Origin of the sequence: Parabacteroides distasonis ATCC 8503, assembly GCF_000012845.1 — a bacterium.
GTDB lineage: Bacteria > Bacteroidota > Bacteroidia > Bacteroidales > Tannerellaceae > Parabacteroides > Parabacteroides distasonis.
Genome location: NC_009615.1, coordinates 3,544,275 through 3,561,904, shown reverse-complemented (window position 1 = coordinate 3,561,904; position 17,630 = coordinate 3,544,275). Strand labels below are relative to the sequence as shown.

Annotated in this window: 14 protein-coding genes; 3 read left to right on the top strand and 11 right to left on the bottom strand. The window is 44.9% G+C overall.

Annotated features, from left to right (window positions below; translation table 11 throughout):
* Positions 1 to 6: 6 nt before the first annotated feature.
* The 3 genes from BDI_RS14850 to polA all read right to left on the bottom strand — a co-directional run bounded on the left by BDI_RS14850 (position 7) and on the right by polA (position 5,717).
* On the bottom strand, positions 7 to 1,170 hold the full coding sequence (locus BDI_RS14850; protein ID WP_011967085.1) for a site-specific integrase: 1,164 nt from the start codon (positions 1,168 to 1,170) through the stop codon (positions 7 to 9).
* Positions 1,171 to 1,592: 422 nt separating this feature from the next.
* Positions 1,593 to 2,741 carry an MFS transporter AraJ gene (gene araJ / locus BDI_RS14845; RefSeq protein ID WP_005860430.1) on the bottom strand — a complete coding sequence of 383 codons (1,149 nt, stop codon included), beginning with the start codon at positions 2,739 to 2,741 and terminating at the stop codon, positions 1,593 to 1,595.
* A gap of 210 nt (positions 2,742 to 2,951) precedes the next feature.
* On the bottom strand, positions 2,952 to 5,717 hold the full coding sequence (gene polA / locus BDI_RS14840; protein ID WP_011967084.1) for a DNA polymerase I: 2,766 nt from the start codon (positions 5,715 to 5,717) through the stop codon (positions 2,952 to 2,954).
* Between the two features lie 101 nt (positions 5,718 to 5,818).
* Between polA and BDI_RS14835 the strand changes: the two genes are divergently transcribed.
* Complete coding sequence (locus BDI_RS14835) at positions 5,819 to 6,793, top strand: polyprenyl synthetase family protein (RefSeq protein WP_009016525.1); 975 nt, start codon at positions 5,819 to 5,821, stop codon at positions 6,791 to 6,793.
* 191 nt (positions 6,794 to 6,984) lie between these two features.
* On the opposite strand, the gene deoC is transcribed toward BDI_RS14835, so the two are convergent.
* From deoC to mnmG, 6 genes are read right to left on the bottom strand one after another with little or no spacing between them, the layout of a single operon-like run.
* Positions 6,985 to 7,923: a deoxyribose-phosphate aldolase gene (gene deoC, locus BDI_RS14830; RefSeq protein WP_008778913.1), complete on the bottom strand. Its 939-nt coding sequence runs from the start codon at positions 7,921 to 7,923 to the stop codon at positions 6,985 to 6,987.
* 4 nt (positions 7,924 to 7,927) lie between these two features.
* Positions 7,928 to 8,260, bottom strand: a complete 333-nt coding sequence (locus tag BDI_RS14825; RefSeq protein WP_008778912.1) for a nucleotide pyrophosphohydrolase — start codon at positions 8,258 to 8,260, stop codon at positions 7,928 to 7,930.
* Positions 8,261 to 8,262: 2 nt separating this feature from the next.
* On the bottom strand, positions 8,263 to 8,715 hold the full coding sequence (gene dtd, locus BDI_RS14820; protein ID WP_005860440.1) for a D-aminoacyl-tRNA deacylase: 453 nt from the start codon (positions 8,713 to 8,715) through the stop codon (positions 8,263 to 8,265).
* A gap of 16 nt (positions 8,716 to 8,731) precedes the next feature.
* Positions 8,732 to 10,567, bottom strand: coding sequence for an excinuclease ABC subunit UvrC (gene uvrC / locus BDI_RS14815; RefSeq protein WP_005860442.1), 1,836 nt, complete (start codon positions 10,565 to 10,567; stop codon positions 8,732 to 8,734).
* Complete coding sequence (gene ade, locus BDI_RS14810) at positions 10,564 to 12,201, bottom strand: adenine deaminase (protein ID WP_011967083.1); 1,638 nt, start codon at positions 12,199 to 12,201, stop codon at positions 10,564 to 10,566. The genes uvrC and ade overlap by 4 nt, the downstream gene beginning before the upstream one ends.
* A 44-nt stretch (positions 12,202 to 12,245) precedes the next feature.
* Positions 12,246 to 14,123 (bottom strand): tRNA uridine-5-carboxymethylaminomethyl(34) synthesis enzyme MnmG, encoded by a 1,878-nt coding sequence (gene mnmG, locus BDI_RS14805; RefSeq protein ID WP_005860446.1) that lies wholly within the window; start codon positions 14,121 to 14,123, stop codon positions 12,246 to 12,248.
* Positions 14,124 to 14,241: 118 nt separating this feature from the next.
* Between mnmG and BDI_RS14800 the strand changes: the two genes are divergently transcribed.
* Complete coding sequence (locus tag BDI_RS14800; protein ID WP_011967082.1) at positions 14,242 to 15,390, top strand: metallophosphoesterase; 1,149 nt, start codon at positions 14,242 to 14,244, stop codon at positions 15,388 to 15,390.
* A 145-nt stretch (positions 15,391 to 15,535) separates the two neighbouring features.
* The gene (locus BDI_RS14795; protein WP_009275489.1) at positions 15,536 to 16,174 is read left to right on the top strand and encodes a porin family protein; all 639 of its coding nucleotides are present in this window, start codon (positions 15,536 to 15,538) and stop codon (positions 16,172 to 16,174) included.
* Between the two features lie 165 nt (positions 16,175 to 16,339).
* On the opposite strand, the gene BDI_RS14790 is transcribed toward BDI_RS14795, so the two are convergent.
* Positions 16,340 to 17,146: a KilA-N domain-containing protein gene (locus tag BDI_RS14790; protein ID WP_005860454.1), complete on the bottom strand. Its 807-nt coding sequence runs from the start codon at positions 17,144 to 17,146 to the stop codon at positions 16,340 to 16,342.
* A 53-nt stretch (positions 17,147 to 17,199) separates the two neighbouring features.
* Positions 17,200 to 17,628 (bottom strand): rRNA maturation RNase YbeY, encoded by a 429-nt coding sequence (ybeY, locus tag BDI_RS14785; RefSeq protein WP_005860456.1) that lies wholly within the window; start codon positions 17,626 to 17,628, stop codon positions 17,200 to 17,202.
* Between the last annotated feature and the right edge of the window lie 2 nt (positions 17,629 to 17,630).

The window sequence follows — 17,630 nt, the reverse complement described above, 5'->3', positions numbered from 1 at the left end:
TGTAAATTATACATTGATTTTACCTATTGCTTCCATTGCTTCTTTTTTTGAATTATCAAGAACTTCTGTGTAAATTTCTGTAACTGTTATACTTTGGTGTCCTAGTAGTTTAGATACAGTATAAATATCTACTTTCTTTGCAATAGCAAGAACGGCAAATGTATGGCGTGAACAATGGAATGTAAGATGTTTGTTTATTCCAGCTTTTTCAGCCCATTTAGGCAATATCTCATTACTTCTACCTAAAGTTATTAATCCAGAAAATACTAGATCTTCCATTGAGGCATTTCCTTGCTCTGGTAGCCATTTCCTAATATTTTCGTTAAGAGGTATATCTACTGGATCATTTGTCTTTTCTTGGACTAAAGAAATGCATTCTATGCCATTTTTAACAACTCCTATATTACTCCATTTCATTTGTTTAATGTCACAATGCCTTAAGCCTGTTAGACAGCCGATCATGAAAGCTCGTTTTAATAATTCATTTGGATGGTCAGTTCCTGCGAATCTCCTTAATTCATCTTCTGTGAGAAATTCCCGTTTTGGGGCTTTTTCTGCCGATGGACGGTATTTCTTTTTTATAGATAAAATAGGGTTCAATGGTATTATGTCATCACTTACAGCCTCATCCAAAACCATTTTGAGACATTTAAAGTACATGGCTTGACTATTCTTGCTTAGCTTTCTTCCTTTGTTTCTTTGGGTGTGTTCTATTTGAGCATCTTCTAAATACTCAATAAAGTCCATGATGTAATATTTATCTACTTTTCCTATTTGTATATCAGTTCCTTTACTTCGCTCTAGATGATATACAAGGGAGTTGAGATTCTGTTGGGTGGATTTTCCTTTGGTTTCTGCAAAGCTTCGGATATAGTCACGTAGTAATATTTTGGAGCTTTCTTTTTGATTGCTTAGCCCGTGAATGGTTGTGTTTAGTTGAATGATCATTTGAGCCTTAATCGCTTCTGCTAAGTCCATATTCTTTCTGTTAATAGCTTTAGCCTTCTCATTTGTTTCTGGGACTAGATATAGTTTAAGAAACTTATAGTTTCGTTTTCCGTTCTGGTAGATATCCAAATAGATAGAAAGATTGCCATTCGCTAGTTTCTTGTATCTGATTTTAACTGGCTGTTTTTCTTTTGTGGAAAGTTCAGTTTTCTTCTTGCTCATTGTTATCAGTCTTTTGTTACCCGCTACAAAAATACAGAACAGGTAACAAATGAGTAACAAATTAAGGCTAAAAATAACATAAATAACGATAAGGAAGAGTAATAGAATAAACGTCTTTGAGTTCTTAATCTATTGATTTATATGTTTTTATTTATCATTTTTTTGCTTTTGTTTCTCATGCTTCTACCCTGCTTTTACAACACATTGTAATGCCATATTATTATCGTATTTTTTATTATCAATCTGTTATATAGTCGCTCCAAGCGACTTGTTTTGAGTTCGCAAAGATAATCAATTTTAGGCTGATACGGTTATTTTCTTAGGCTTTCTCTTCATGCTTAACCGGTTGCCTCATCGATTGTTTGTTTAATAATGTTTTAACGAGTTTGTTCATAGGCTTCTTTACTAATGTTATTTTTTACTTAGGTTGTTCTCTCATATTTCCGGTAAAAGAAAGTCAATAACAAGAATCCGATAAAAGCGAATCCGGAACCTATCAAGGCCGGATATTTATAACCAAGGCCGACCTCCAATGGTAACCCACCACAATAAGCTCCGATAGCATTTCCTAAATTGAACGCAACTTGTACGCTGGCGGCTCCCAGCATCTCTCCACCTTTGGAGTAACGGATCAATAATACTTGTTGAGGGCTTGAGACGGCGAATAATCCCGCCGTACACAGACACATCAGCAAGACATTTAACCAAGATATTTGTGCCAAGAAGAAGACGAGCAGTAGGGCTACGCAAATCATGCCTTGCGCTATGGCCGCTACCCGTCCGGGCATATATTTATCGGATAGGCGGCCACTGATCAAGTTGCCCGCTACCATACCGAAACCTGCCAATACCATTAAAACAGTAAGGCTTTCGGCCGAGAAGCCGGATACTTGTGTCAATAGCGGGCTGATATAGCTATACCAGCAAAATACACCTCCGTTACCTAGCATTGTCGCCCCTAGGATTAACCATGGCGCTTGAGTCTTAAGAAAACGAAATTGTCCTTTAAAGCCAGTATCCGGAAGGTTCTCTACCATAGGTACCCATCTCCAGATGTAATATAAGATGGCTATGCCCCAGCAACCAACCAGTAAGAAAGTCAGACGCCACGAGAGCATGGTGCTGAGGGCCGTCCCCAACGGGACACCGAATAGGTTGGCGATCGTCATCCCCGCTATCATGATAGAGACAGCCTCGGAGCCTCTTCCTTTATCAGCAAGCTTTTCGGCTACGATGGAGCCAACACCGAAGTAAGCTCCGTGAGGCAATCCAGAGATGAAGCGGGCTATCATCAATACCCAGTAATTAGACGCTAATGCGGCGCATAAATTACCGATCATCATAATCCCTACTAAAACAAGCAAAATGTGTTTTAATGGATATCTACGGGCGATAATCAACATGGGAGCGCCTACGCAAACCCCTAGTGCATAAGCTGAGATCAGATGCCCGGCTGTAGCAATGCTGATGTGTAAATCTTTCGCGATGTCGGGTAGGATACCCATCATTACGAACTCGGCAATCCCCAGCCCAAGGGTACCGAAAGCTAAAGCGATCAAACTTTTTTTCATAACCTAAAATGCTCAACAATCTTTTCGAGCGCAAATATAGTGTATAGTATACATTATTATTTGCTTTTCGGAATGTTTTTAGGGGAAAGTTTTGCGTTTCGTGATGGGCTGTTAGGGTCTTAAAAAAACATGTACGTCTTTCAAGAAAAAGTCGTACGTGTTTTCAGGAAAACACGTACATGTTTTTTTAAGGGGAATTCCGGCATTATTTTAATGCGCCTCCAACCAGTTTTCTCCCTCGCCGCAATCGGCGATCAAGGGGACTTGTAGTTTCATGACGTTTTCCATTTCCTCCAGCACGATTTTCTTTACCTCCTCGGCCTCCTCTTTGTAGACATTGAAGTTTAACTCATCGTGTACTTGGAGGATCATCTTGCTTTTCAATCCCTCTTCCTCAAAGCGTTCGTAAATGCGTACCATCGCTAGTTTGATGATATCGGCGGCGCTCCCTTGGATAGGGGCATTGATTGCGTTTCGCTCGGCATAGCCGCGTACGACGGCGTTGTGTGAGTTGATATCCGAAAGGAAACGCTTGCGCTTGAAAATGGTCTCTACGTATCCTTTTTCCTTGGCTACTTTGATGCTCTCCTCCATGTATTCCTTGATGCGGGGGTAGGTGCTGAAATAACCGTCTATCAGTTCCTTGGACTCAGAACGAGGGATGCCCAGACGCTCGGCGAGCCCGAAGACGGAGATGCCGTAAATGATACCGAAGTTGGCGGTTTTCGCCTTCCGGCGCATATCGCTGGTTACTTTTTCTACCGGGATTCCGTAGATCTTGGCGGCGGTAGCGGCGTGAATATCCGCTCCGCTTTGGAAAGCCTCGATCATATGCGGGTCACCACTCAGGTGGGCCATGATACGAAGCTCGATTTGGGAGTAGTCGGCGGAGAAGAAGAGGCAATCCGCATTATCCGGGATAAACGCCTTACGGATCTCGCGGCCAAGATCGTCCCGTACCGGAATGTTTTGCAGGTTCGGATTGGTAGAGCTGAGGCGTCCGGTAGATGTTACCGCTTGGTTGAAAGAGGTATGTATCTTTCCGGTCTGCGGATTGATCAACTCGGGTAGAGCGTCGATATAGGTACTTAATAATTTTTTAAGTCCGCGGTATTCAAGAAGCTTGCCGATGATGGGATGTTTGCTGCGAAGTTTCTCCAATACATCCTCGCTGGTACTGTAACCGCCTGTTTTGGTCTTCTTCGCTTTCTCGTCCAGCTTCAAGCGGTCGAAAAGGATTTCGCCGACCTGTTTCGTGGAGTTGATGTTGAATTCCGTGCCGGCCAGCTCGTAAACCTCTTGCTCCAGTTTGTTCATGGAGGCGGTAAGTTCGCCCGAAGATTGCTTAAGCGCTACTGTATCCAGCGTGACGCCGGTAGCCTCCATTTCCACTAATACATATATTAATGGCATCTCGATCGTGGTGAAGAGGGATTCCAGTCCTTCCTTCTTTAACTCAGGCGCGAAATAATTCTTTAGCTTGAGCGTGATGTCCGCATCCTCGGCGGCGTATTCGGCGATTTGTTCCACGGGTACGTTTCGCATCGATAACTGGTTCTTTCCTTTTGGGCCGATCAGTTCCTCGATGTGGACGGTCTGGTACTTGAGGTAGGTCTCCGCTAGGTAATCCATTCCGTGCCGTAATTCCGGGTTCAGCAGGTAATGGGCGATCATCGTATCGAACAGAGGACCGGCTACCTTCACGTTGTATTTACGAAGTACCAAAATATCGAATTTGATGTTTTGCCCGATCTTTAATGATTTCGGATTTTGCAGGGCAGGGGAGAAGCGTTCCACTACTTTCGCCGCCTCTACTGAGTTGGCAGGAACAGGAACATACCAAGCCTCGTTTTCTTTCACGGCGAACGACATTCCGACCAGTCCGGCTTTCAAGGGATCGATGCCGTCGGTTTCCGTGTCAAAAGCGAAAAATTCTTGACCCAATAAAAAGCGGGCTAAATCGGCTTGTTTTTCCTCTGTATCAGTTAAATAATAGTTGTGAGGGGTGGACTTTAAGTCCGTGAGAATCGATTTTTTGGGCTCTTCCGTACTCTCGGGCGTAAAAATCGCGAACAAATCGCCTTGAACGGGACCTTTCGGAGCGGCTTTGACCGGCTCAGAACTTAGTTTGTTAATAAATGTTCTAAATTCCAATTCTGTGTAAATCTCAGTCAGCCGCTCTTCGTTTGGCTTTTCACGAACGCAACGGGCGGCATCAAACTCGATAGGGACATCCGTTTTGATCGTCGCCAAGAATTTGGAGAAACGGATTTGCTCGGCGTTCTCCTCCACCTTCTTCTTTTGCGCGCCTTTCAACTTATCAGTGTTCGCTAACAGGTTCTCGATGCTTCCGAATTCGGTCAGTAGTTTTTGAGCGGTCTTCTCGCCGACACCCGGACAGCCGGGGATATTATCGGAAGCGTCGCCCATCAGTCCCAGCAAGTCGATCACTTGCTCCGTACTCGTGAGGCCGTACTTGTTTAAGACCTCAGGCACGCCCATGATCTCGTAATCGCCTCCGAATTTCGGACGATACATAAATATATGTTCGGACACCAATTGGCCGTAATCTTTATCCGGCGTCATCATGTACACCTCGAAGCCTTCCTTCTCCGCCTGTTTGGATACGGTGCCGATCACATCGTCCGCCTCGTAGCGGGGTACTTCCAGAATCGGAATATTGTAAGCCTCTATGATTTCTTTAATGATAGGGACGGATTGACGGATCACTTCCGGCGTCTCTTCCCGTTGTGCCTTGTATTGCTCGAAGGCCTCATGGCGGAAGGTCGGTCCCTTCGGGTCAAAGGCCACCGCTATATGAGTCGGGTTCTCACGTTTTAATACATCCTCCAGACTGTTGATAAAACCGAAAATGGCGGAGGTATTCACACCCTTGGAGTTGATACGCGGATTCTTGATGAAGGCGTAATAGGAGCGATAAATTAACGCATACGCATCTATAAGGAATAACTTCATTACTTTTAACACGTTTTAGTGGGACAAAATCTGGGTAAATGTACGAAAAAACTCGCTTACTCGATAGTTTTTGTTACTTTTGCGAATCTTTGCATGGAATTATGGATGAAAGAAGGAAAATAGAAGAACCGGTTTCCGCTGAATTTGAACGTTTCAATAAGGATTTCGAGGCATCTCTACGCAGCGAGACGACCCGGTTACAATCGGCTATCGACGTTATACTGAATTCTACCGGGAAGCATGTGCGTCCGTTATTGGTGCTCCTTACCGCCAAGGTCTGTGGACAGGTTACGGATAACACGATCAATTCCGCTGTCTTGCTGGAGCTTTTGCATACCGCCACGTTGATTCACGATGACGTGATCGATGAGACGAAGCAACGTCGTGGCGTTCCCTCATTGAACGCTATCTTCGATAACCGTATTTCCGTGTTGGTAGGCGATTACGTGCTTTCTACCGCTTTGATCCGTTCCATACAAACCGGCGATTTGCGGATCGTCGGGATTATCTCCAATCTGGGCAGGGACTTGTCCGAAGGTGAGATCAAGCAATTGGAGACCGCCGAGGAGAGTATCCTAGACGAGAATTGCTATCTGCAAGTGATCAAGAAGAAGACGGCTACCTTGCTTTCCGCTTGCACGGAGATCGGAGCCATTTCATCGGGCGCCTCCGCGGAGGTGATCGCTCTTTGCCGTGAGTTTGGCGAGTATCTGGGGTATTGCTTCCAGATCAAGGATGATATCTTTGATTATTTCAAGGAGGCGAATATCGGTAAGCCGACGGGAAATGACATTCGTGAGGGTAAGGTTACGCTTCCATTATTATATGCCTTGCGGCAGGGTAGGGAAGAGGAGGCCGCCCGTTATCTGGATATGATCTTGCGGAAGGATTTCGGGGCGGAGAATGTCGATTCTTTGATCGAGTTCGCCAAGGCGAACGGTGGAATCGAATATGCCGAGGCCCGCATGAAGGAATATCATGATAAGGCGGTCGATGTTCTTTTGAGATTGCCAGAGTCTGAGGCACGGACATCCTTGATCCAGCTGGCCGATTATATCATGACTCGCTCCAAATAGAAATTCCTTTATCTATTAGTTGTAGAGAGATGGCTCTTGTTCGTAAAAAAGTAAGTATGCTTCAATAGCCAATGAAGTTAACTTACTTGACGAAGTCAGTTAACTTCGATGCCAAGGTAAGTTAACTGACTTTGAGAGTGCTTACCGGACACAGGATTCTAAGCCATCTGCGCCCGGTTTATTAGAATGGACTATTTCCCGAGTCGTTTTTCTATATCACCGACCAGACTGCTCGCTCCTATACGGAACAAATCTTTGTTAAGCCATTCATCGCCTAGTATCTCCTTTACGATCGTATAATATCGAACTGCGTCTTCCGCCGTGCGTACGCCTCCGGAGATCTTGATGCCAACCTTGTTTCCGGTGATGGAATGGTAGGTTTTGATGGCCTTGCACATGGTATAGGCGGCCTCGAAAGTGGCTCCCGGGTATCCTTTGCCGGTAGAGGTCTTGATGAAGTCCGCGCCGGAATACATGGCTAGGATGGATGCTTTTTGGATGTTCTCCGTTGTGACTAAAGCTCCGGTCTCTAAGATTACCTTTAAATGGGCGTGGCGACAGCTCTCCTTGATCTCTTGCAATTCCTCGGTCAATTCCTCGAAATTGTCTTCCATGAAATAGCCTAGGTTCATGACAACGTCGATTTCATCGGCTCCTTGCATGACTGCCATGGCCGTTTCGGCGATCTTGACTTCCGTAAATGTCTGTGAGGAAGGAAAACCTCCGGCAACCGACGCAATCTTAACCTCTTGCGCAGTAAGTGCCTGCTTAACCGTTTCCACGAATAGGGGATAGACGCAAATAGCGGCTACGTTCGGGACATCCGGACGAGTTCCCTCGAAATCATTTACCGTGTCGACCATCTTCCAGATGTTTTCTTTGGTATCCAGACTGGTCAATGAGGTCAAGTCGATGCAGCCATGAATCGTTTTCAATACTTCCGGTGTAAAGTTTTCTTGGAAATGTTTCTCTAAAAGAGCGTTTACAGTCTCGGTGGTCTGGGTATCCGGCAGGGCCGGCTCAAACTTATTGAAAGCTTCATGATAACGGTCTATCTGTACGGAATTTGATTCGTGTTCATGTTCATGATGATGATCATGTCCACATTCGCAATCGTGATGATGTGCCATATGCTTATAGTTTTTGATTGTTTATATGTCGTTCTTTATCTCGGTCTGTTTTCTTTTGGAGATTCTTCTCGAAAGCGGCGGTAAGATCTACTCCGGTCTGGTTGGCGAGGCAAAGCAGTACCCATAAGACATCTGCCATTTCATCGCCTAAATCCCGGTGTTTGTCACTTTCCTTGAAAGACTGCTCACCGTAGGTACGTGCCATGATCCGGGCTAGCTCGCCCACTTCCTCGGTGAGGATGGTCATATTGGTAAGCTCATTGAAATAACGGACCCCATAGGTCTTGATCCAAGCGTCTACCATTTGCTGGGCTTGTTGTAAAGTTATATCTGCCATACTTATTCTTTATTTTGAGAGTCGATAATAATAGTAACCGGCCCGTCGTTTAAAAGTTCAATTTTCATATCAGCTCCGAATGTTCCGGTTTGTACAGGTTTTCCGAGTTGAAGCCCTACCTCTTCGCAAAAAGCTTTATACATCGGAATGGCGATATCCGGTTTAGACGCTTTTAAGTAGGAGGGGCGGTTCCCTTTTTTCGTAGAGGCGTGTAAGGTAAATTGGCTGACAACCATGATCTCGCCTCCCGCTTCGATAACCGAGCGGTTCATGACCCCGTTTTCATCGTCAAATATGCGTAGGTTGGTGATCTTTTTTGCCAACCATTCAATGTCTTCTTGCGTATCCTTGTCCTCGATACCGACTAATACCAATAGCCCCTTTCCAATTTTGGACTTAAGCTGTCCGTCTATCGTGACGGAAGCGTGCTGCACACGTTGTGTAACTGTTCTCATCTTGTTCGCTTTTGTTCTATTTTTGTTCGCTTTCTGTTCGCTTTCCATCCAGTCCCTCTTGTAGTGCCTTGGCTTTCGCCTCGCCAATCACGGACTTCAGTTCCTCGAAGCTTGCTTCCTTGATTCGTTTTACGCTTTTAAAGTGACGTAAAAGTAATACTTTTGTCTTTTCACCGATACCCTTAATGGTGTCTAATTCGGATTTTGTCTGGGTCTTACTTCGTTTATCCTTGTGGAAAGTGATGGCGAAACGGTGTACCTCGTCTTGTATCCGGGTAAGCAGATGGAATAGCGGACTGTCCAAACGCATGCCAACGGTTACGGGTGGGAACCCGAATAATAACTCCGAGGTCCGGTGCTTACCATCTTTCGCTAGTCCGGCGATTGGAATGGACAAGCCTAATTCATCTTCTACCACCGAGCGAACCACTTCCATTTGCCCCTTTCCACCGTCTGTTATAATTAAGTCGGGTAGGGGAGATCGCTCCTCGATTGCCCGCCCGTAACGCCTACGGACAACTTCTTTCATAGAGGCGTAATCATCCGGACCGACTACGGTCTTTATATTGTATTTACGATACTCCTGCTTGGACGGTTTTCCCATCTTGAATACCACGCAAGCCGCTACCGCATCGCTTCCCTGTATGTTTGAATTATCGAAACATTCGATATGAGCAGGCAATTTCTCCAGATGCAAGGCCTCTTGGATCTCTTTCAAGATACGGGTATTCCGTTGTTCCGGATTCAACTTTTCCGCTTGCTTCAAGCGGTCAACCTTAAACTGCTTGACGTTCATCTCGGATAAATCGAGCAGTTTCTTTTTATCCCCTCTTTGGGGAATGGTGAAGGTGACATTCTCTAGTTGCATATCCAGCTTGAAAGGCACGATAATCTCCCGGGCGGTGCTTTTAAAACGATTCCGCATCTCGATAATACCGAGGCTTAACAATTCCTCCTTACTCTCGTCCAATCGTTTTTTATACTCGAATGTATAGGCTTGTACGATCGCCCCGTTTCCGATATGCATAAAGTTCACATAAGCGGAATGGTCATTCTCTATGATCGTGAATACATCTATATTATGTAGCATCGGGGTTACGACCGTAGATTTAGAACGGTAGTTCTCGATGACTTCGTATTTTTCCTTGATCTTTTGCGCTTCCTCAAACTTGAGCTCGGCAGCGAGCGATTGCATCTCCTCATAGAGGTGTTTGCTGATTTGCGAGATGTTGCCTCGCAGAATCTCTTTGATCTCGGAAATATTTTGCTGGTATTCTTCCAATGATTGCAAGCCTTCACAAGGCCCTTTACAACGCTTGATATGGTATTCCAGACAAACCTTATAGCGTCCTTGTGCGATGGATTCGGGAGTGAGGGGATATTTACAAGTGCGTAAAGGGTAAAGTTCCTTTAGCATCTGTAGCATCACTTTCGCCGTGAACAAAGAGGGATAAGGACCGTAATATTGTGATCCGTCCCGAACGATGTTCCGGGTTTGGAAAACCCGGGGAAAGTACTCATTCTTTACCACGATGGAAGGGTAGGTTTTGTCGTCCTTCAATAATACGTTATAGCGGGGACGATACTGTTTGATGAGGTTGTTTTCCAGTAGTAACGCGTCTTCTTCCGTATCGACGACTATATATTTGATATCCCGGATTTGCTTGACTAACACACGGGTCTTATTGCTGTCATGTACCTTGTTGAAATAAGAGGATACCCGTCGTTTTAGGTTCTTCGCCTTGCCGACGTATATAATCGTTCCGTTTTCATCGAAATACTGGTAGCATCCCGGCTTTTCCGGAATGACCGATAGGATCGTCTTGATATGTTCGTCTTTATCGGCTATCATACGAATAGGGAAGTAAATTGGAATGTCTCGCTATTGAACAAACCTTTGTTGCTAAGTTTTAAGGATGGGATCGCCAACAATCCCATAAAAGAAAGCGTCATTTGTAATGAATCCATCGGGGATTTTAATCGCTTGATCTTTTCCTCGATCTCTTCGTAACGGCGGCTCGTCTCTTCCAATGATTCGTCGCTCATCAATCCCGCTACCGGCAAGGGCAGGAGAGTGACTTCGTCCATGCAGCTCACGGCGATTCCTCCTTTCGCTTTTATGACCACATTGATCGCTTGCATAAGCTCGAAATCGGTTACGCCTATAGCGATGATGTTATGGCTATCGTGGGAGATACTTTGAGCGATGGCACCGAGCTTGAGCCCTGTTCCTTTTATAAAGGCAATAGCCGGAGGAGCCGTTTGATAGCGATTTAGAATGACGAGTTTTAAAATGTCTCGTTCTGTATCTGATTCTACAAATCCATCGAATGTATGTACAGGATATAGTTCTTCTTTCGTGATTAATTCGCGGTCTTCGCAAACAATGACACGCATCTGTTTTCCTTTCGCTTTTACCGCTAGCTTTTCTAATGGGATCGGTTTCGTGTGGAAATTATTGCGGAGTATAGGTTTGTGGAAAGGAAGCGTGCATTTCTCTCCATCGTATACACAGGTTCCTTGTATATAGGTTGCCTGTATGGTTAGATTCTTTAAATTGTTTACTTGGATAAAATCGGCGGAGTCTCCCTCTCGTAAGAAACCTGCGGGAATTTTGTAGTGCATGGCCGGATTATAGGAAGCGGCCCGTAATACATCATATAGATCATATCCTAAATCCAGCGATTTTTTTACCATCCTATTTATGTGTCCTTTGTTTAAAAACGAAGGATGCGCGTCATCCGTACAGAACATGATTTGTTCGGGATACTCTTTCAATAGCGGATGAAGTGCGTCAAAGTTTTTCGCCGCGCTTCCTTCCCGAATAAGGACATGCATCCCAAGCTCACATTTTTCACGGCCTTTTTCTAGATAGATGGTTTCATGATCGGTGGAAATGCCAGACTCGATATATGCCTTTAGCTTGGGGCCTGTTGCTAGGGGATAATGTCCGTCGATGGGTTTCCCTGCGTTTTTCGCGGCTTCTATTTTGCGCATAACTTCCGGATCTTTATTTAAGACTCCGGGGTAATTCATCATCTCTGCCAAGAAGTGTAGATCCTCTCGTTCCAACAAACGAGCGGTTTCGTCTGCGTCTATGATCGCACCGGAGGTTTCCATAATCGTAGCCGGTACGCAAGATGGGACACCGAACCATGTGTAGAAAGGAATCCCTTTCGCGTTGTCGAGCATATATTCGACTCCTTCGGTACCCATTACATTCGCTATCTCATGAGGGTCCGCCACGGCACCGATACTGCCATGGCGTACGGCTGCGTGAATGAATGCCGCAGGGGTTACCATGCTACTCTCTATATGGACATGCGCGTCAATAAAGCCGGGGAGGAGGTAAGATCCCTCATCTTGTCCGGTAGGGATTACCTTTCCGATATGCCCGTTTAGGATTGAAATCTCTGCCCCGAAGGTGCGCCTGTTGATTATATCTACCAGATTTCCTCGTATAACCAGTGTTTTAGCTTCATTCATTTGAATATCTTCTTTAATATGTTTCACGTGGAACATTTCGTGTTTTATCTTCCGAGCAGTACCAAAAGGATGTTGATGTCGCTAGGGGAAATACCCGGGATGCGGCTCGCTTGAGCGATCGTGTCGGGGTCTATCCGGGTCAATTTCTGGCGGGCTTCCGTAGATAAAGACTGGATAGAATTGTAATCGAATTTACCCTTGATCCGGATATTCTCTAAGCGGTTTATCTTGTCCGCTATGATTTGCTCTCGCTTGATGTAGCCGCTATACTTAATCAATATCTCGGCGGCCTCGATGATCTCTTCCTTACGAGAGGCCGGGACTTTGTCCAGCTCCGCACGAAGGGCCGGAACTAGATCCGCGAGGTTTTCCAATGTAGTCTGCGGACGGAGTACGACATCGAATAATTTGCAACCATGGGATAGGGGGGCTGTACCCAGTTTCTCCAAACCGCTGTTTATATATTGAGGCTTTACGGAGTAGGTCTCCGCAAAACGAATGATAGCGTCACGGCTCTCTTTTTTCTCTCGCAGTAAATCGTAGCGGTCTTGTTTGGCCAATCCCATTTGGTAGGATTTCTCGGTGAGTCGCATATCTGCGTCGTCTTGGCGCAGTAAGATGCGGTACTCCGCACGAGAGGTAAACATACGGTAAGGCTCGTCCACGCCTTTTGTTACCAAATCGTCGATAAGGACACCGATATAAGCCTCGTCTCTTCCGAGGATAAAAGGTTGTCCGCCGTGGCAATTGATGTGGGCGTTGATACCCGCTACCAAACCTTGTCCGCCGGCTTCCTCGTATCCGGTAGTTCCGTTGATCTGTCCGGCAAAGAAAAGATTACGGATTTGTTTGGTCTCCAAATTATGTCTTAGCTGAGTCGGGTCGAAGAAATCGTATTCAATCGCATATCCGGGACGATAGATTTGCACGTCACGGAAAGCGGGGATCGCTTGGAGCGCACGAAGCTGGATATCCAAGGGTAGGGAAGAGGAGAAGCCATTTAGGTAATATTCTTGCGTGGCCTCGCCTTCCGGCTCTAGGAATAGTTGATGCTGCGTCTTGTCGGCGAACGTCACGATTTTCGTTTCGATACTAGGACAATAACGGGGACCGATACTTTTGATCTGTCCATTATAAAGAGGAGAGTCGGGGAGACCTTCCCGTAATATATCGTGGCAAGCCTCGTTCGTAAAGGTAGTCCAGCAACTCAATTGTTTTAATTTACGATGACTGGTATCCATGTAAGAGAACTTATGGAAATCGTTTTCCCCCGGTTGTTCCTCCATTTCATCGAAGTGAACGCTCCGGCCATCGATACGGACCGGTGTTCCGGTTTTCATGCGATCTGTTTGGATACCTAAAGAGATAAGTTGCTCGGTAAGTCCGGTCGCCGCAGGCTCGGCGATACGTCCGCCCCGTATCTGGGTTCTTCCGATATGAAGCAGGCCGTTTAGGAAGGTCCCGTTCGTAAGCACCACCGCTCCGGCACGGAATACGACATTCATTCCCGTACGGACGCCGCAGACTTGTCCATGCTCGATAATCAGTTCTTGAACCATATCCTGCCAGATGGATAGATTCGGCATATTCTCCAGTATGCCCCGCCAGCAATCGATAAAACGGGCACGGTCGCTTTGGGCACGCGGGCTCCACATGGCCGGTCCTTTGCTACGGTTTAACATACGGAATTGGATAGCGGTCTGGTCGGTCACGATTCCCATATATCCGCCTAGCGCATCGATCTCTCGTACGATCTGTCCTTTGGCGATTCCCCCGACTGCCGGGTTACAACTCATCTGGGCGATCTTGTTCATGTCCATCGTGATCAAAAGCGTCTTTGATCCTAGATTCGCCGCGGCGGCGGCGGCTTCACAGCCGGCATGTCCTGCGCCTACTACTATTACGTCGTAATTGAAAGTCATTTTTATTCCCTTTTATTTTACGCGAAGATAGTGAGTGTTCGTGAAAGAATTCGTTTATATTTGTATAATAAATACATACATTGTTTTCAGGTTTAACGAACTAAAGATTTAAGCTGCTATGAATTCTATTCAATGCCGTATCCTTGTTTTTCTGGTTTTACTGACCTCTTGCTTCAGTCCGGTTTGTGGGAAAAATAAGAAACCTCGTCAAGCGATCGAGAAGTTATCGATCGATGGTCCCTATCTATTGAAAGCCGATGATGGTAGTATGCGTGCGATATCTGTAGACGGGAAAGGCCGGTTATTGGATAAGCATTATAAAAGTATACCTACCACCTTTTCATTCGAGGTGTTTTCCGATAACGGGGAGAGATTGTTTCCGGTAACCATACACTCCGTCTCTCGTCCGGAATGGAAAGATGTGCAACCTGAGAAGACGTTTGTTCTTTCAGATCCACATGCGAACTGGTCTTGTTTCGCCTCCCTGTTAAAGGCGGGAAAAGTGATCGATGCGGACTATAATTGGATTTTTGGGACTAACCAATTGGTGATAATCGGTGACGTCTTTGACCGGGGCGTGGATGTACTCCCTATCTATTGGTTGATCTACAAATTGGAGAAAGAAGCGGAAGATGCCGGTGGAAAAGTGACTTTCTTAATCGGAAATCATGAGACCATGGTTCTGGGAAATGATTTGCGATATACGAAGAAGAAATATACTCAATTGGCGGATACTTTAGGAATGACCTATCCGGAGCTTTGGCAGAAAAGCGAGTTGGGACATTGGTTGAAAACTCGTAACTCTATACAAGTGGTCGGAGATAACCTGTTTGTCCATGCTGGGTTGAGCAAGGAGTTTTTAGACCGGAATTACGATATCCCTACCGTGAATGAGATCGTGAGCGATGGTCTCTTCTTAACGAAAAAAGAACGTAATGCAGATAAAGGCTCCGATCTTTCTTTTATGTTCGCTACGTATGGACCGATCTGGTATCGGGGTATGGTACGTAGCGCAGATAAGTATCACCCGTTAGATCGGGATGATTTGCGGAAAATATTAGAGAAATATAATGTGAACCGCATCTTTGTAGGTCATACCATTTTCGATGATATCACGACTTTCTATCATTATAAAGTGATTGCCGTGAATGTTGATAATCAAGAAAACAAGGAGAAGGAACGAGGCCGTGGTGTCATGATCGAGAAAGACGGTTCTATGTTTGTCGTATATGATTCCGGAAAACAAGAGCCGTTATTAACCGAGTAATATTTGGTGCTTGAGCTGTCACGACTGCTACCATCATGGTAGAGGAAGAAGTGCCTCCCCTAATGTGAACTAATGAGATAGGGAGTGCAACTTTTATGTATCTTAAATCATCTATAAATATAGATATGTTTTAAATGTAGGAGTTATGAAAAAAGTTGTATTACTGTTTATCTTGTTTGTTTTCTCTTTGTCGCAAGCCGATGCTCAAGAGTTCCATTTTATTCCTAGGATTGGCTTGAATTTGGCAAATACTTATCCCGAAAGTTTTGCGGACATGCGTCCGGGGTTAAATATTGGTGTGGCGGAGGAAATACGTTTTAGCAAACTGTTTGCTTTAGAACCGGGTGTTTATTATTCTATGCAAGGTTATCAAAAAGAAAACGCTAAAGGCGAGACAGCCCGGCTAAAGGCGGATTATTTAAATATTCCTATTTACGCTAAATTTTATTTGTATCGGGGATTCCATCTTTTCGCGGGCCCACAAGTTGGCTTTAATATAAGGGCGAAAGCTTCGAATTATATTTTCGTCTCGGGTCCTACTCCGGTGCACCAGAGCGAGTACGATTTTTCCGGTGATAAAAAAGAAGAGATCCGAAATTGTGATTTCTCCGTTTCAATGGGGCTTGGCTATACCTTTGACATGGGATTAGTTATCTCCGCCAATTATAATTTAGGATGTACTCATTTCTTTAAGGAGCCGGAATACTCATTCGGTGGAAGCAATCATTTTAGGGGAAAAGATCATAATGGGGTTATTCAATTCAATCTAGGATGGCGTTTCTGATCTCCAGTAAATCGTGAATTAAGAGAGATCGCTTGTTCCTCGTTCAGCCTTGCGGCATGGCTACACAGGCAATGGACTGCTTTCGGGCATTGCTCGTCCGTGGCGTAGCAATACGTGTAATCGTAAGGATGTCTTCTGTTTTCATGTTGTCTGTATTATTTTTATTTATTTCAACAATAGTCTGCTCTCAACCGCCTCTAATATCTTCATTTGCTGGATCGCTATTTGATTAAGCTTTATTAGTCGTTCACGCTGGGTAAGTCCTTCATCAATAAATACAGCATTCAGGCTTTCCATATTCGATAAACAGATAAGTTCATTAATAGTCGCATAGTCACGAATGTTACCTTTTAATTCGGGATTGGCTTCCCGCCATTGTTTAGCGGTTGTGCCGAATAGAGCGACATTAAGAATATCGGCTTCGTTTGCGTATATAAAGCTTACCTGTTGCGGGGTTAACTCTATGGGGATGAGATTATGCTTGATAGCGTCGGTATGGATGTGATAGTTTATTTTGGAGAGTTCTCGTTTGGCAGTCCAGCCGATTTGTTTCTGTTCCTCTTCTTTTAGGCGTTGAAACTCTTTAACGATATATAATTCAAATTCAACAGAGATCCAACTTGCGAATTTGAAAGCTATATCCTTATGAGCAAAGGTGCCTCCATATCTTCCGGATTTGGAGATAATACCAATTGCCGCTGTTGTATTTATCCATTTTTGTGGAGAAAGGGTAAAAGCATTTAACCCTGCTTCCTTTTTAAACCCCTCGAATTCGAGGGGTTTAAAATTAGGATTATATAAACTTTCCCATATACCTAAATATTCAATGGTATTACGATTACGCATCCAATTGCCAATTACTGCTGTCGGATCATCGCTTTTGTACTTTGCGATGTCGGTAAGTGAGATATAGTCATTCTTATTTATAGATATGATCATGACACTTGTATTTTGGACTGTGATTTTCTCCATAATTTTCTTCAGATAAGATTTGTAGTATAAATTTGTTTCTGGTTAACATCTCTTTACCGACATTCCTCCGGCAAGATCGCTAACGCTCTGTTCTCGTTCTCCTCCATGATCTCCCGCTCGCCGGGGCCTTTGTCGTTGATACCGCAAAGGTGCAGGATGCCGTGGATGATGGTACGGTGGAGTTCCTCGTTATAATCCGTGTGGAATGTCTCGGCGTTTGTCCTGACCGTATCGAGGCTGATGAACAGGTCACCCGAGATCTTATTTCCTTCCGTATAATCAAAGGTGATGATATCCGTGTAATAATCGTGTTGGAGATATTGGCGGTTTACCTCCAAGATCTTCTCGTCCGAGCAGAAGATGTAACTGATATCGCCTGTCTTCTTCCCGTAGGTCTCGGCTACCGCCTTGATCCATCCGCTGACCGCTTTTTTCTTGATTGCCGGGAGCTGGATATCCTCGGCGTAATATGCTATTGCCATAA